This window comes from Rhodococcoides fascians NBRC 12155 = LMG 3623 (assembly GCF_001894785.1).
Taxonomy (GTDB): domain Bacteria; phylum Actinomycetota; class Actinomycetes; order Mycobacteriales; family Mycobacteriaceae; genus Rhodococcoides; species Rhodococcoides fascians.
This window is the reverse complement of sequence record NZ_BCWW01000013.1, coordinates 20,860-35,589: the sequence shown is the minus strand read 5'-3', so window position 1 is coordinate 35,589 and position 14,730 is coordinate 20,860. Positions and strand designations below refer to the sequence as shown.

The window sequence follows — 14,730 nt, the reverse complement described above, 5'->3', positions numbered from 1 at the left end:
AGACCCTTCATATGAAACGCCACCTCATCGCCGCAGCCACCGTCGCCGCGGTCCTGGCCTTGTCCGGATGCGGATCCGCCGAACCCACATCCGACACCACGACAACCTCGACGAGCGCAGCCGCCGTCGATACCTCGGCCGCGCCTGCCGACGTGCAGTGGCAGAGCTGGCGGGGTGCCTCCCTGCCGACCTCGAGCACGGACGGTCCGCGTGAGGTGGCCGGCGACATCGCAACCGGCTACACCCCGACGCCTCAGGGCGCGGTCCTGGCCGCAGCACAAGGAATCACCAGACTGCGTCTGGCACCGGACAACTCCTGGCCCGAAGTGGTCAATGCGGTCGCAGCACCCGGCGTCGGCCGCGACACCTACGCCGTCAACCGCGCACAGGTCTCCATCACCGATCCGGCACCGGAGGGAACCGAAGCACACCTGCAGGGCTTCGAGGTCACCGACTTCACCGACACCCGGGCTGTAGTTCGACTGGCGGTCGAGCGCCCCGACGGTGCGCTCATGGCCACCACCCACACCCTGGTCTGGTCGGGAGAGGACTGGAAGCTACTGCTGCCTGCACCCGACGACATCCCCGAGCCCGAAACACTCACCGACACCGCCGGTTTCACCGAATTCGCGGCGGCATCATGAGTACCGGAACCCCCGGAGCCGACAAGCCCGCCAAAGAGCACCGCATATTGACCGGCGCGGCGATGCTCGTCGTTGCGATCATCGTGATCTGCGCCGTCGTCGCGGTCGTCCTTCGAGTGAGCGGCGACTCCGACGACGAGTCGCCGACCGCCCAGACGCCTCGACCGACGGTCACCGCGCCTCCCTCCACCGGCCCCACGGCCGTCCCGAACACCGACGGCGCGATGCAAGGGCTGGCAACCCCGACCGTCGACCGTCTCGGCCGCCGGGTCGACGTCCCGAAATGGCCCGGCGGGTGGGCACTGCCGCAGTCACCTGTCGACTACGGCCCCTACAACCCGGCCGTACCGGTGCCCGCTCCCGCGGGAGTGAGCTGGCAGAAGGTCAACGACGGAGCGATCGTCCCGTTCTCCACCTCGGACGGCCCGTCCACCGTAAAAGGTCTGACCGCCAGCGGATTCGCTCACACTCCACAAGGGGCCGCCCTGGCGGCCGTGCAGATCGCGCTGCGCCTGGGGTCAGCGAACAACGAGACCGCACGCGGGATCTACGACAACCAGACCATCATGACCGCGGCACAGCGCAGCGAGCTGTACGCGCAGCTCGACGCCGAAGGCCCGTTCCATCGCGGTGCCACCGACGCTGCCCTGAGCTACCAGACCAAGTCCGACGCGTTCCGGATCCTCGACTACGCCCCCGATCTCGCCGTCATCGAAACTGCCAGTCCCGCACAGAAAGCGGACAACGGCACCGCGCAGTGGTTGACCACCAGGTTGACGGCCACCTGGGTCGACGGCGACTGGAAGCTGACTTTCCCCGAGCAGCTCGGCGATCTCTCCGGCACCGCGACCTCTCTGAGCGGGTGGACCCCATGGTGACGATGCGGCTACGCGCCGGACGGATCGTCCACGCTGTCCTCGCCGCGCTGGTCGTACTCATCGCGGCCGCATCGCTGATAGGCGCGTTGGCTCAGCCGGCATCCGCGCAGGAGACCACCGGCCCTGCGATTCCGGCCGCACCGCAGGGCTACGAGCTCGTCGGTGCGGACGATCTGAAGGCGAACAACCTTCCCGCAGGATCGATCACCCTCGGCGGTCTCGGAGGTACGACACCCAAGCCGTTGCCCGCGGGGTACACGATGGTCCAACGAGAGCTGACCTGCATCACGGTCCCACTGGGCGGCGGACAATCGACGCAGACGTGCCCCACGGTGACCTACGCCGTCCCCGAAGGCGGACCCACCGAAGCACCCCAGGCACCCGCATTGCCCGAAATCGGCAACGGCGCACCAGGAGAAGGAACGTTCGGGTTCGACCAAAAGTGCGAGTCGATGACGCAGGACACGGGATCGTGGGCCAGCGTCTCGGGCGCACTGCGCAAGATCTTCGCCAACCCTTCGGAACAGGTCTGCAAGCTCGCTAACGTCGTCTCTCATCCCGGCGATGCGCTGCAGAAGATGTGGGACTCGGCGTTCGGGAAGAACGTCAAATCTCTCATCGCCGGCGTCGCCGATGGCTGGGGCACGATGATCAACTGGTGGTTCACCACACCCTCACCGGCCTTGTCGGACGCGAACTACCTCACGGTCCTCCAGACATACATGCTCCCCATTCAGGGTGCGGTGCTGGTCATTTCGATCTTCGTCGCTTGCATCCGCGTCGCCCTGGCACAGTCCGGAAACGAGAACGCCGCGGCAATGGATCTCGTGCGTACCTTCGTCCGGACTATCACCTCGATGTCGCTGTTCGGTGTGGCCATCGGCCTGGCCATCCAGGTCTCGGACGGCATCAGCTTGTGGTTGCTCAGCGAATCGGGCGGCAACGACCTCGGCACCAAAGTCCAAGCGATGATGATCGACGACACCTCGACCTGGGGACCGGGCTGGGTTCTGCTGATCGCTCTGTTCGGAATGCTCGGCGCACTGGTCCAGGTCGTGCTGCTGGTGGTCCGCATGGCGTTCCTGATGGTCATCGTCGGTGTCCTGCCCGTCGCCGCGGCAGCATCGGGAACAGAGATGGGTTCGCAGTCCTACGAAAAGATGCGCAACTGGGCAATCGCGTTCATCCTCTTCAAGCCCGCGTCGGCCGCGATCATGGCCACCGCGTTCTGGGCCGCAGACCCCAGCTCCGACGTCACCAAGCTTCAAGGCCTGATTCTGCTCACCGTTGCGGCAGTGGCACTTCCGGCGCTACTGAGGGTGCTGAACGTCTCGAGCGCCTCCTCCGGTAGCCCGATGGCATTGGCCGGCATGGCCGCAGGTGGAGCAGCCCTGGGCATGGCCGCCATGAGCGGCGGAACCAGCGCCGCCGTCATGGGCGCGGCCCGCGCAGCCAAATCGGCCGGGGGCGTGGTCACCCGCAGCCAGGGCGGCTACGGCGGCAAAGCCCCGGGAACCGGAGGCGGCGGTGGCGGCGGCGGTGGCGGCGGTGGCGGCCGCGGTGGCGGTGGCGGTGGGGCTCGCAGTCGTACATCGAGCGCTGGCACCGGCCCCTCGCGGGGCAGCTTCGCAGGCCGCAGCGGCGGGCGGCGGATCCCGTCGATCTCGGGAGGCGTCCAGTCCGCCCGCGCCGGGATCTCGCGCGGCAGTCACTCCCTCGACTCCATGGCCCAAGACATCGCCGGCGATGTTCCGGGCCGTCCCTTCGCAACGAACGAGGTCATGAAGTGAGCACCACCAGCGCACCCATGCGTCGCCGCCAGACCTACGTGATCGGCCCCGTCCCGAAGGAATCGTTCCTACTGGGCCTGAACATCGCCGCAAGCGTCTACCTCTTCGGCTGCGCCCTGATGGGTGTCGGCGTGCTCTCGATCGCCGACAACAAGCTCTACGCCCTCGCCTTCATCGGCGTCATGGCCATCACCGCGCTACCGCTGATTCTGCGGTTCCAACGCAAAACCTATTACCAGTGGATCGCCCTGTCCGTGCAGTGGCTGATCCACCTGTCGAAAGGCGAGAACTTGTACCTCTCCGGACGTTTCTCCCGCGTTCCCGGCGGCACCAACCGCCTGCCCGGCGTGCTCTACGACAGCGTCCTGCACGACGGCTGGGTCCAACATCAGTCCCGGCAGAAGTTCGGGGTCATCGAGATGCCCAAGACCCACCAATTCACCATCGTCATCGAATGCTGGCCCCAGGGCAACGAAGCCATCGACCAGGACGCAGTCGACAATTCGGTGTTCTCCTGGGGTGCGGCGGTCAACTTCATCTCCCAGACCGGCGACGTCGACGGTGTCACCGTCGTGATCGAGAACGGCCCCGAGTCCGGCAACCGGCTCCGCCGCGAAGTGCGGTCGATGGCCCACGAAGACGGTTTCTACGGCGGAGAACTCCCCGCACGCATGATGCTCGAGTCCGCGGAATACCTCGCCACCGGCACACCGCGACTGTGGGCACGGGTGGCCATCACCTACCGGGCCGCGACCGCGAGCCGACGAAAGGACCCGGGCGAGCAGATCAAGGAACTGGCACGCCGAATCGGCGGTGTCCTGACCGTGCTCAACGAAGCACAGCTCAACCCGCGACTGCTCGCCTCGGACGAGATCGTCTCGTTCGTCAAACACGCCTACACCCCGGCCGCATTGGACGATCTCGAACTCTCGGAAATGAAGGGCGGGCACGATCTGGGCTGGGAGGACGCCGGCCCTCAAGCTCAGAAAGCGAACATCTCCAACCTCTTCCACGACGGCTGCTACTCCACGACATGGGAAATGGCCGAACGACCGAAGAACGCCTTCGTCGAGACCGTGCTGCGACCACTGCTCGACCCCAACCCGGACGTCCTGCGCAAGCGCGTGGCCATCTGCTACCGCCCCCACTCGCCGGCCGAAGCGGCGACCATCATCGGCCGCGACCTCAAACACGCCAACAGCGGTGTGAACAACCTCGGCAAGAAAGGCCCCAGTTTCGAGGCGCAGCAACGACTGAAGAGTGTCGAGGACCAGCTCGAAGAACAGGGCCACGGACACGGTCTGACCATGATCGGACTGTTGGTGACCGTGACGACACCCGAAGGCGAAGACCGACCCAAGGCCGATTCGGTCACCAAAGATCTCGGCACCCGATCCTCACTTCGCCTGCAGCGCTTGTGGTTCACCCAGGACACCGGATTCGCCGCGACCCTCGGCGTCGGCGTCCTCATGCCCTCGCACACCAAGAACGTCGCAAAGAAGCTGGGAGCATGAAATGAGCATCAAACGCCCCTGGAGACGCGCCGCCAGTACCGCCTCCCACCGCGACCTCAACCGCACCGCTGCGCAACGTCAGCGCGAACAACACTGCGAGAGCATCGATTCCGCACCGGTGGCCGTACTCGACGACAACGAACGCCGCGAACTCGAACGCGCCGCCGAATCGAAGAACATCGCCGTCTCCTGGCGCGCACGCCTGCATCTCGGACGTGACGCTGCAGCGCGGTCCAAGACCGTGGGGCACAGCCGCGACGCAGAGACCCTGCGCGGCAACCACATGGGCCTGTCCGGACGCGGCGGCGGCAAAGCCGGACCCGTCCTACCCCTGACCGAATTCCGCGCCACCACACTGCAAGCAGCCGGTATGTGGCCGTTCCCGGTCGGGGCCGGAGCGCCGATCGTCGGCGTCCCACTCGGTGTGCACCTCTACACCGGCGCACCGGTGTGCTTCGACCCGCTCTCATGGATGACCCGCGCCCGATTCCTCCAACAGCCCTCGATGATGCTGCTCGGCCTGCCCGGCTTCGGTAAATCGACGCTGGCCCGCAAGATCATCCTCGGACTGATCTACGCCGGAGTGTCCACCCTGATCATGGGCGACATGCGGCCCGACTACCGCAAACTCGTCGAAGCCCTCGGCGATCGAGGCCAGATCATCGACCTCGGCCTGGGCCGCGGGCAGATCAACCCCCTCGACATGGGACCTCTCGCCCAGATCCTGGCGACCCTCGATGCCGCCGGCACCGACGCCGCCGACAAAACCGCGGCCCTGGTGCGCAAACGCATCGCCGGCGACCGGGTGCGCCGGGTCAAGACATTGCTACAGGTCACCCGCGGCAACGCCCCGATCGACGACTTCGAGATCTCCGCCCTCGGTGCCGCGATCCGTCTCCTCGAGGAACGCTTCACCGGCGACGTCCAACCGCTGCTCTCCGACCTCGCCGACGTCCTCGAGGAAGGCCCCGACCCGGTACGGCGGGCATTCAAATCCGACACCGACGCCGACTACCGCGCCGACTCGAAGACACTGCGGCGCACCCTCAACGCCCTGATCGACGGTGAGTTCGGTGAGGTGTTCTGCGGCCAGACCACCGTGCCGATCGACATCAACGCCGCTGCTGTCTGCGTCGACGTCTCCGGCATCGGAACCGCCGACAAAACCCTCAAAGGCGCAGTGCTGCTCGCCTGCTGGGAGCACGGCTTCGCCGCCACCGACGCCGCCCACTACCTGGCCGACGCCGGATGCGGGCCGCGCCGGAACTTCCTGGTCGTCCTCGACGAGATGTGGCAGGTCCTGCGCGCGGGCGTCGGCATGGTCGACCGCGTCGACGAACTGACTCGCCTGAACCGGGCCTGGGGCACCGCGCTGTTGATGTGCACCCACACCATCAGCGACCTCGAATCCCTCCCCAACCCCGAAGACGTCGCGACCGCCAAAGGCCTGGTCGAACGCGCCGGAGTGCTGGTGGTGGGTGCATTGCCACGTAAGGAGATGACCCGACTATCCGACATCAAACCGTTCACCGACACCGAAATCGCCGACATCACCTCCTGGTCGTCCCCGAAAGCGTTGACCGGCGAGGCAGGCGCTCTGAGCGCTCCACCCGGGCAGGGCAAGTTCATCGTCAAACTCGGTGAGCAAGGCGCACCGGGTATTCCGTTCCGGACCGTGCTCATGCCGTCGGAGATCGAATCCGGTGTCCACGACACCAACCACCGATTCACCTTCGTCGGCGACGACCTCGAAGACGACTACGACGAGGTCGCGTGAGATGGCCAAACGGTTCTACACCACCGAATTCAGGGACAAGTGCCTCGCGCTGGTCAGTGAGCAGATGAAAACCGCGTCCTCACGCGAAGAGGCCGTCGTCGCTGTCGCTGCCGCACTGCAGATCCCGGTGACCACCCTGCGTAACTGGGTGCGCAACGAACGCGGCGCAGCACGCACCACCCAATTCCCCGCAGACACCGAACTGGCCGTCCGCGAGCTCCGCGACCAAGTGGCCATCCTGCAACGCGCTCTCGGCCGCGAAAGGATCTGAACCGTTGAAAAGCACCGCCAGCAAGGGGACGTTGGTCGGCGTCGCCCTGTTCCTCGCCCTGATCCTGGCGCTGGTGCTGCTGATCTTCCCCGACGACGACGAACCCAAAGTCGGGGACTGCCTGCCCGGCGGCGCACCGACCGCGACGTTCCCTGCCGGCACCAAGGTCAAGCCGATGAAGGACGGCACCTACCAGTTGACGTCCGGATTCGGTCCTCGCTGGGGCACCATGCACAAGGGCCAGGACTTCGGATCGGCTGCAGGCGAACCGATCTACGCCACCGCCGACGGTGTGGTGTCCAAGGCCGGACCGGCAACGGGGTTCGGGCAGTGGATCGTCATCGACCACAACATCGACGGACAGATCATCTCGAGCGTCTACGGCCACATGTTTCCCGACGACCTCGAGGTGACCCCCGGCCAGCAGGTCCACGCAGGCCAGGAAATCGCGAAAGTCGGCTACAACGGCGAAGTCTCACCACCTGGACCGGGCGGTGCGCACCTGCACTTCGAGATCTGGCAAGGCGGCCACGACGCCGGCGAAGCCGTCGACCCGGCCCCGTGGATCGCCGCAGCGTCCGAGCCCGACGCCCCCGCCGGGAGCCCGGCCACTCCGTCGCCGTCACCGACAACACCTGCCCCCGGCGGCGACCTCCCGCCTCTACCGCCGTCCGTCGGGTCCGAAGAGCACTGGCAGGTCGACACGGTTCGCGTAGCCCGATCGGTCGCGCAGAAGTTCCCCGAGATCAAAACGATCGGTGGGTGGCGGCCGTACGACACCTACGACGATCACCCCAGCGGCCGGGCCGCGGACATCATGATCCCGGACTACGACACCGGGGCCGGCAAGGAGCTCGGCGATCGGGTCGTGGAGTACCTGATGGCAAACAAGACCGAGCTGCACATCGAGTACATCATCTGGCGCCAGACCTACATCCCGGCCGACGGCTCCTCGAACCAGATGGAGGACCGCGGCTCCCCCACACAGAATCACTTCGACCACGTCCACGTCACCACCGTCGGCGGCGGGATGCCCGACGCTCTGACCAACTACGGCCCGGCACCGGGCGCAGCAGGCAGCCCAGGGGCGGTCCCGACCCCGTGCGGGGTCAATCCGGCTGCGAGCGGCGGCGAAGCCGATCTCGCACCCGGGAAAGTGCCCCCGGAGTTCGAGCCGTGGGTGATCAGGGCCGGCAACACCTGCCCGCAGATCCGCCCGCCCGTCATCGCCGGACAGCTCAAGCAGGAATCGGGCTTCAACCCGCGCGCTGTCAGCCCGGACGGAGCCGAAGGAGCGGCGCAGTTCATGCCCGGCACCTGGCCCGGCTACGGGCGCGACGACGACGGCAACGGCTCGGTCTCCCCTTACGACATCGGAGACGCAGTTATGGCCCAAGGCCGCTACATGTGCGAGATCGCAGGCCAGGTCGACGCCGGGATCGCCAACGGGTCCATCTCGGCCCCCAACGGCCCGCTCGAGCTGTATCTCGCCGCCTACAACGCAGGTTTCGGCGCGGTCCAGTCCTCCGGCGGATTCCCCACCGGCTCACCGGACTACGTCAACCAGACCCGCCCCTACGCCGACCTGATCCAGCAGTACGCCACCGAATTCGCCTCGATCGCCTGAGCACACACACCGACCGACACGACAACCAAGGAGATACCCGAAATGGCCAAACGACGCAGCACCCACAACTCGGTCGCCGAATGGGAGACCGCGAAGAAGGCAGTCAAGGAACACCTCGACGACCTCCGCGCGCTCGAGACCCACGGCGAGCTCTACACATGGGCGAAAGAGCACGACCTCGCCGTCCCAGGCCTGTTCCCGAAGTTCAAGACCGAACTGTCCAAACAGCTCGGGATCGACTACGACGCACTGCGCGAGCAGGCCTACGCCCAGCGCAGAGAGCAGATCGCTGCGGCCGCAGCCGATGGCCCGGTACTCGAGCTGTGGACCGCGGCCGACGACGAGGTGTCCTCGTTCGCGATCTGCGGACCCGAAGGTGCCGTCGTCACCTACAACACCTTTCACCCCGACGACAAGCTCTACCGCAACGGTGATCAGGTCTCGGCCGACCGGTCGGTGGCGCAGCACGCGGTGTTCGTCGCAGGTCAGGCCCGCGAGGAACTAGACGTCGAGGCGGTCCGGCTGATCCTGCACGTGCTCAACCACGAAGTCGCGGCCGACGACCCGGCCCTGGAGCGAACCGCGCTGCGTGGCCGCGTGCACGTGAGTGTCGAAATCGACCAGGACAACCCGGCGGCGGAGTGGTGCCGCGAGAACGGCTACAAGTCGTGGCGAGAGACGAACCTGACCACCCTCGTCGTCGACGACGAACGGATCGCAGGATGAAACGCGGGCAGCTCATCGCGGTCAGCGCGGTGTTGGTATTCGTCGTGGTTGTCGCCGCCGCTGTGGTCACCCTCGTCAAGTTCAGTGGCACCGACGAGAGCCACGACCCGGCCACCGACGCCCACGTGCACCTCGACGACGACCGCGGCTCCGATCCGGACGCCGTCGCCGAAGCTGCACTGGCGGCGATGTTCTCGTGGCAACCGGCCATCGACCCCTCCCCCGCTGCCGCTGTCGGACGAGCGCAGCGCTGGCTCGGCGGTCCGCTCGCCGCCGACGCCACACAACCGGCCGCCACCGGGGTCCGGCCGCTACCGCAGTGGGCGGGATGGCGCGACTCCGGGGACATCGTCACTGCCACAGCACAATCGGGCGAGCCGATCACCGCCTCCGATAGCCGGCAGGTACTCGACGTCGCCCTCACCCAGACCGTCCTACACCGCGACGGAAGTACCACCCCCTACAGCGACTACCGCGTCCGGGCCGTCGTCGAAAAGAACTCCGAAACATGGCAACTGACCGAATACAACTTGGCACCGAAATGAGGACGTCGATCATGAGAAGGCACATCATCCATTCGGACCCGATCGGCTACATCGGTCCAGCGCCATCGGTGTTCGACCTCGCAGCGCTCACGGCGATCAATACTGTTGCAGCTCTGCTCGTTTCCGTCATCATTCTGCTCTGGTCGGTCCGCCGCACCTGGGCGAGAGCGGCAGCGGTGGCCCTCACCCTGGCCGTTCTGGCCGGTGCGGCAGCCGCCGGACGCTCGATCGTCACACCCCACACCGCTCTGGCGGCGACGGCGTATGTCATGCCCGTGTTCGCCCTCGGCGTGGCCGGCCTGCTGCACGTGTTCGTGCACCTTCGCCCCCGACCCGACTCGAACGATCAGAAGGACGATCCGATGACCGCTACCACCATCCAGGACGCGATCGAGGGGAAGGCGCTCTGATGGCCCAGACACGCAGATCCGGAACCGGTGCCAGAGCACAGGAGAACCTTCTGCAGGCGGTGCTGCTGTGCATCGGCCTGGCGGTCGTGATCACCCTCGTGTTGTCGTGGTGGGCAGGAACGTTCCTCTCCGGCGGCGACCCCAGCGGCAACCCCATCCAGGGGGTATTCGAGTCCTTCACCGGACAGCGCCCCTGGCCGTGGCAGTCGACGGCCATCGCCGTGGCATTGGTGGTGTCGATCGTTGCGGTCGCACTGCCGATCGCAGTTCGGCGAGCCAAGGGGCGTACCGAAGTCGACCGGGCCGCGCGCACGATGGTCGCACCGAACAAGCTTCGCGGAGTCTCCCCGAAAGAGTCGCATCGCCTGATGCCCCAGTTCGACAAGTCCGATCCGCGGTCGTGGGGATTCCTCCTCGGCACGACCGTGGTAGGCGACAAGCCGGTGTACCTGTCGTGGGAAATGGTGATGGTCGCCCTGGCCGGCACCCGGATGGGAAAGACTGTCGCCCTTGCGGTGCGCGCAGCCTTGGCAGCACCGGGGGCCACGATCGTGACCAGCAACAAACCCGACCTGTATGCCGCGACTCGCCTCGGCCGCGAACGGTACGGGCAGGTGTGGGTGTTCGATCTGCAGGCGGTCAGCGGATCGGTGCAGCTCACGTTCTGGTGGAACCCGCTCAAACACGTCACCACCCTCGCCCAGGCCCGCAAGCTCGCCTCCTTTTTCGTGTCCGCGTCGACGAAGAAAGACGCCAAGACCGACGGCTACTTCGATGGTGGAGCTCAAGAGCTGCTCGCCCTCTACTGCCTGGCTGCGGCGTCGGCCGGCGGAGATCTCCTGCACGCGGTGAGTTGGCTCGGCCGCGATCAGGACGGCACCCCCGCCCAGATCCTCGATGCGTTCGACAAGAAACGCGCAGCAGCGCGAGTGAGAGAAGCCCAAGGCTTGACCGATCGCCAGCGCGACGGCCTGTTCGACATGGCACGCCGATTCCTCGACATCCTCTCCGACGACGAGTACGCCCGCGCCGTCACACCGCCTGCGCGGGCGATCATCGAGGTCGACGCGACGGACAAGACCGTAGTCCCGCGCGTGACCACGCGGTACGGGGAGCCGCTGCACGATCGCCGCGAGTTCGATCCGCGGGCGTTCGTGGCCAGTACCGACACCCTCTACGCGCTCTCGCTCGAAGGACCGGATTCGGCGGCACCGCTGACCACCGCACTGGTGGGGCAGATCTTCGACGAAGCCACTGCGCTGGCCTCACGGACCCCGGCACGCACCTACGACAAGCAGATGCCGCGGTGGTGGCCGACCAGGATGTGGCAGCCCACCATTCGCACTCAGGGAGGCCGGCTCGACGTTCCTCTCGTTGCCGTTCTCGACGAGGCCGCGAACACCGTCCTGCTTCGCCAACTGCCAGACCAGTACTCGCATTTCGGTGGCCGCGGAATCATCCCGATCGCGATTCTCCAGTCACCACAGCAGGGTGCCCGGGTGTGGGGCCGCGACGAGTTCGATTCGATGATCGCCGGTGCCGTGCACTTCTACGGCGGCAACATCAAGGACAAGCAGTACCTCAGCGACCTGTCCGAGCAAATCGGTTCGCACGAAGTGCAATCCACCACCCGCAGCAACGGCCAAGGAAACCGCAGTACGTCGCACAGCTGGCAAGAACGGCCCATTCTTCCGATCAACGAACTCGCGGCCCTCCCGAAAAGCCGTGCCATCGTGGTCTTTCCGGAAAACCCGCCCGTTCTGATCAAGAAAGTCTGGTGGACCGACACCGACGACGCCGAGATGATCACCCAGTCCATCATCGAATACAGCGGATCCGCCGAACAGGCGAAGGAACTGCTCGACGGACCGTTCAACATCGACTACGAACCAGACCACGACGACGTCGACGAGTACGAGCTCGAAGACTGGGACCGATCGGCGGTGAGCGTCGATGGACGTTGATTTCGACCTCGACGAGGAACTGGATCTCGACGCCGAACCGGAGGTCGAGCCCGCGTACGAGTCGGTCGATGACTGGGTTCAGCATTACCTCGCCAGGGTGATCCAGCGACGGATCAGCGACCGACCCGGTCACGGACTGACCTGGGATGCCCGGTGGTGGAGGCACGGTGAAGCGGTCGCCCGCCTGACCGCTCTGTGGTGGGCCTGGGAGTCCGCGCGCCGTTCGGTCGAGGACCGGGCAGCGATGTCGGGATGGTGGGTCGAGCATTGCGAACCTCACCTGCGGATGCTTCTCGACGGCGTCACCGGGCCGATGAGCGGAGCCGACGACACCGGAACCTGGGGTGGCTACGGACCCCTGACGTGCGATCCAGTTCCAGAAGGTTGGATCGCGGACGATCTCGCAGACCTCTCGCACGAGCACCCGATCCCGATCGGGGAAGACGCCGACGAGTTGCCGGCCCCGGCGTTTCTGCGGCTCGAGGACTTCGTGAAGAACTACCTCCGCCACGTCATCAACCGCAAGATCGACGACAAGCCAGGCCGTGGACTGTCCTGGGATCGGCGCTGGTGGCAGCACCAGGAGGTCGTGTCGCGGCTCAAGGCCCTGTGGTGGGCGTTCGAGGAAGCGCGCAGTTCACCGGACGATCCGGCGGCGATGTCGAGCTGGTGGCTTCGGCACTGCGACCCCCACATGCGTGTGCTCCTCGACGGCGAATCCGGACCCATGAGCAACGCCGACGTCGACGGGAGCTGGCCCGGCCACGGCTCGCTGCTGATCGCCTATCCACCCGAGGACTGGCAGACACCGAAATATCTGACCCCCTGACCGCCATCGTCACCGAGAGAAGGCCTCTCCCATGAGAACAGCACCTGCACCCGCAATCGAATCGTCGACAGCGCCGAGCGATCGGACCCAACTACTGGCGGCGATTGCCTTGGCGGCCGTCACCTGGTGGCTCACCTGGTCGATACCCTTCGCCGAGTGGGTCCTGTCCTCGTCGAGCGGCTCGGCCGACCCCGTCCGGCGTGAAGCCGCCGACGATGCTGTGGCACAGGGCTGGTGGGCGATCATCACCGTCGTCTCCGCGCTGTCGATCGGCAGCCTCATCGCCGTCGCCCTCGACTGCATGAACGGACGGCGCTGGGCGCTGACCGCATGGAAGAACTCGGTACGCCTGGCGAGCAGCCTCGCCGTGATGTGGGCCATCTGGGCCGTGAGCGTTCTCGCCGCCGGCGGAGTGCAACCCCTGTGACCACCAACTCGACTACCAACGAAAAACCAAGAAGGCGAGCAACGACCATGAAGACGAGTACACGGCACCACCCCAGCTCCATGCTCAGCTCGATCGTCAGCGCGGTCGGGGGCATCGAGGTGCGGTACACCCCCGAGAGCGATCGCGACGAGTGGATCCGCGACATAGACCGTGACCAGAAACGTTTCCGTGCGCGGCACGGTCTGTCGTCGACGCCGGCCGAGCGTGCGGCCGCGCATTCGGCGGCAATACTGGAAGTCGAGCGCAGGCTGGCTGTGCGTGGCCGGGGGCGGCAACCGGTCATCACCGGTCGCCAGCTCGCCTCGATCGCGGACGCACACACTCGCGCAGCAAGCCGCATCACTCACCCCGGCGTGACGGCCGCGTATCTGGCAGCTGCATTAGCGGTGTCGATCGCGTTCGCGATCCTGGCATGGCGGGGCTGGTCCCCCGACCTGTCGTACTACGACTGGCCCGCAGGGACTCCAGTCGAGCGGATGACGGATGCGCTCTCATCGGGCACCACCGTGATCGTGCAGATTGCAGCGTGGCTCTTGGCGCTGAAGCTCGTATCGGAGCTGCGCGACTATTGGATTCCGTCGAGGGCGCATCGTCGCAGCCGGACTCCGCTTCGGCACTGCTCGGTCCTGGTCGCACATTCCGTCATGGCGGTGGCGGGGCTGGCGATCGTCGCGCTCGGCGCGTACCTGATCGGCATTCTCGTTGTCTTTGGACAAGCATGAGCCGGGTACGGACACGATATCGGCCGACCGTCCGAGTTTTCACGGCCTGTGTGGCTGTCCCTGTTGCTGCTGCGCTGCTGGCGGGGTGCAATCCCCTGATCGCTCCCCCGACGCCTGAGACGGCCCATGAGGCTGTCTCTGTGTCCAGCGGGGTCGTGGAACGGGTCATTGATGGAGACACGGTGGAGGTGCGCCTGTCCACAGGGGGTGACCCGGTACGAGTTCGCGTTCTCGGTATCGATACCCCCGAGACAGTCGCCCCCGACGCACCGGTGGAGTGCTGGGGGCCGGAAGCGAGCGCGTGGGCGCACCAGCAGCTAGACAACGCCGCTGTCACCCTCACAAGCGATCCGGTCGCAGACGACACCGACCGCTACGGCCGTGCCCTGCGGTACGTCGTCCTCCCGGATGGGAGCAACTACAGCGCATTCGCAGCCGAATCGGGTATGGCCCGCGCCTACACCTACAAGAACCAGCAGCTCTCTGAAGCGGCGAATATCGTTGCCGCACAATCGACAGCGCAACGCAACGGTGCCGGTCTCTGGGGCTCGCCGTGCTACGGACAGACAGCCCGACGCTGACCCC

At 66.3% G+C, this 14,730-nt stretch carries 15 protein-coding genes; all 15 read left to right on the top strand.

Annotated features, from left to right (window positions below; all coding sequences use genetic code 11):
- The first annotated feature begins 11 nt into the window (after positions 1-11).
- The gene (locus RFA01S_RS23255) at positions 12-644 is read left to right on the top strand and encodes a DUF8175 domain-containg protein (RefSeq protein ID WP_032406419.1); all 633 of its coding nucleotides are present in this window, start codon (positions 12-14) and stop codon (positions 642-644) included.
- Positions 641-1,522, top strand: coding sequence for a DUF8175 domain-containg protein (locus tag RFA01S_RS23250; RefSeq protein WP_052060488.1), 882 nt, complete (start codon positions 641-643; stop codon positions 1,520-1,522). Before RFA01S_RS23255 ends, RFA01S_RS23250 begins: the two co-directional genes overlap by 4 nt.
- Positions 1,516-3,312 carry a hypothetical protein gene (locus tag RFA01S_RS28025; protein WP_176580241.1) on the top strand — a complete coding sequence of 599 codons (1,797 nt, stop codon included), beginning with the start codon at positions 1,516-1,518 and terminating at the stop codon, positions 3,310-3,312. The genes RFA01S_RS23250 and RFA01S_RS28025 overlap by 7 nt, the downstream gene beginning before the upstream one ends.
- The gene (locus RFA01S_RS23240; protein WP_052058295.1) at positions 3,309-4,826 is read left to right on the top strand and encodes an SCO6880 family protein; all 1,518 of its coding nucleotides are present in this window, start codon (positions 3,309-3,311) and stop codon (positions 4,824-4,826) included. Before RFA01S_RS28025 ends, RFA01S_RS23240 begins: the two co-directional genes overlap by 4 nt.
- Before the next feature lies 1 nt (position 4,827).
- On the top strand, positions 4,828-6,603 hold the full coding sequence (locus RFA01S_RS23235) for a putative type IV secretion/conjugal transfer ATPase (protein WP_052060487.1): 1,776 nt from the start codon (positions 4,828-4,830) through the stop codon (positions 6,601-6,603).
- A 1-nt stretch (position 6,604) separates the two neighbouring features.
- On the top strand, positions 6,605-6,874 hold the full coding sequence (locus RFA01S_RS23230; protein WP_032406417.1) for a hypothetical protein: 270 nt from the start codon (positions 6,605-6,607) through the stop codon (positions 6,872-6,874).
- A gap of 4 nt (positions 6,875-6,878) precedes the next feature.
- Positions 6,879-8,501 carry a M23 family metallopeptidase gene (locus RFA01S_RS23225; protein WP_032406416.1) on the top strand — a complete coding sequence of 541 codons (1,623 nt, stop codon included), beginning with the start codon at positions 6,879-6,881 and terminating at the stop codon, positions 8,499-8,501.
- Between the two features lie 42 nt (positions 8,502-8,543).
- Positions 8,544-9,227 carry a hypothetical protein gene (locus RFA01S_RS23220; protein WP_032406415.1) on the top strand — a complete coding sequence of 228 codons (684 nt, stop codon included), beginning with the start codon at positions 8,544-8,546 and terminating at the stop codon, positions 9,225-9,227.
- On the top strand, positions 9,224-9,772 hold the full coding sequence (locus tag RFA01S_RS23215) for a hypothetical protein (RefSeq protein WP_052060486.1): 549 nt from the start codon (positions 9,224-9,226) through the stop codon (positions 9,770-9,772). Before RFA01S_RS23220 ends, RFA01S_RS23215 begins: the two co-directional genes overlap by 4 nt.
- A gap of 11 nt (positions 9,773-9,783) precedes the next feature.
- A complete protein-coding gene (locus RFA01S_RS23210) occupies positions 9,784-10,182 on the top strand; it encodes a hypothetical protein (RefSeq protein ID WP_139278522.1) in 399 nt (132 codons plus the stop codon).
- Positions 10,182-12,146, top strand: a complete 1,965-nt coding sequence (locus tag RFA01S_RS23205; RefSeq protein WP_052060485.1) for a TraM recognition domain-containing protein — start codon at positions 10,182-10,184, stop codon at positions 12,144-12,146. The genes RFA01S_RS23210 and RFA01S_RS23205 overlap by 1 nt, the downstream gene beginning before the upstream one ends.
- A complete protein-coding gene (locus RFA01S_RS27910; RefSeq protein WP_052060484.1) occupies positions 12,136-12,975 on the top strand; it encodes a DUF4913 domain-containing protein in 840 nt (279 codons plus the stop codon). The genes RFA01S_RS23205 and RFA01S_RS27910 overlap by 11 nt, the downstream gene beginning before the upstream one ends.
- Positions 12,976-13,006: 31 nt before the next feature.
- Complete coding sequence (locus tag RFA01S_RS23195; RefSeq protein ID WP_032406413.1) at positions 13,007-13,402, top strand: hypothetical protein; 396 nt, start codon at positions 13,007-13,009, stop codon at positions 13,400-13,402.
- 47 nt (positions 13,403-13,449) lie between these two features.
- Entirely contained in the window at positions 13,450-14,145 is a 696-nt protein-coding gene (locus RFA01S_RS23190; protein ID WP_139278521.1) for a hypothetical protein, read from the top strand.
- Between the two features lie 188 nt (positions 14,146-14,333).
- Complete coding sequence (locus RFA01S_RS23185) at positions 14,334-14,726, top strand: thermonuclease family protein (protein ID WP_238325048.1); 393 nt, start codon at positions 14,334-14,336, stop codon at positions 14,724-14,726.
- Positions 14,727-14,730 lie beyond the last annotated feature (4 nt).

Coding starts and splice junctions, on each gene's coding strand:
- RFA01S_RS23255 (WP_032406419.1), top strand. CDS start 12: ATGAAACGCCACCTCATCGCCGCAGCCACCGTCGCCGCGGTCCTGGCC.
- RFA01S_RS23250 (WP_052060488.1), top strand. CDS start 641: ATGAGTACCGGAACCCCCGGAGCCGACAAGCCCGCCAAAGAGCACCGC.
- RFA01S_RS28025 (WP_176580241.1), top strand. CDS start 1,516: ATGGTGACGATGCGGCTACGCGCCGGACGGATCGTCCACGCTGTCCTC.
- RFA01S_RS23235 (WP_052060487.1), top strand. CDS start 4,828: ATGAGCATCAAACGCCCCTGGAGACGCGCCGCCAGTACCGCCTCCCAC.
- RFA01S_RS23230 (WP_032406417.1), top strand. CDS start 6,605: ATGGCCAAACGGTTCTACACCACCGAATTCAGGGACAAGTGCCTCGCG.
- RFA01S_RS23220 (WP_032406415.1), top strand. CDS start 8,544: ATGGCCAAACGACGCAGCACCCACAACTCGGTCGCCGAATGGGAGACC.
- RFA01S_RS23215 (WP_052060486.1), top strand. CDS start 9,224: ATGAAACGCGGGCAGCTCATCGCGGTCAGCGCGGTGTTGGTATTCGTC.
- RFA01S_RS23210 (WP_139278522.1), top strand. CDS start 9,784: ATGAGAAGGCACATCATCCATTCGGACCCGATCGGCTACATCGGTCCA.
- RFA01S_RS23205 (WP_052060485.1), top strand. CDS start 10,182: ATGGCCCAGACACGCAGATCCGGAACCGGTGCCAGAGCACAGGAGAAC.
- RFA01S_RS27910 (WP_052060484.1), top strand. CDS start 12,136: ATGGACGTTGATTTCGACCTCGACGAGGAACTGGATCTCGACGCCGAA.
- RFA01S_RS23195 (WP_032406413.1), top strand. CDS start 13,007: ATGAGAACAGCACCTGCACCCGCAATCGAATCGTCGACAGCGCCGAGC.
- RFA01S_RS23190 (WP_139278521.1), top strand. CDS start 13,450: ATGAAGACGAGTACACGGCACCACCCCAGCTCCATGCTCAGCTCGATC.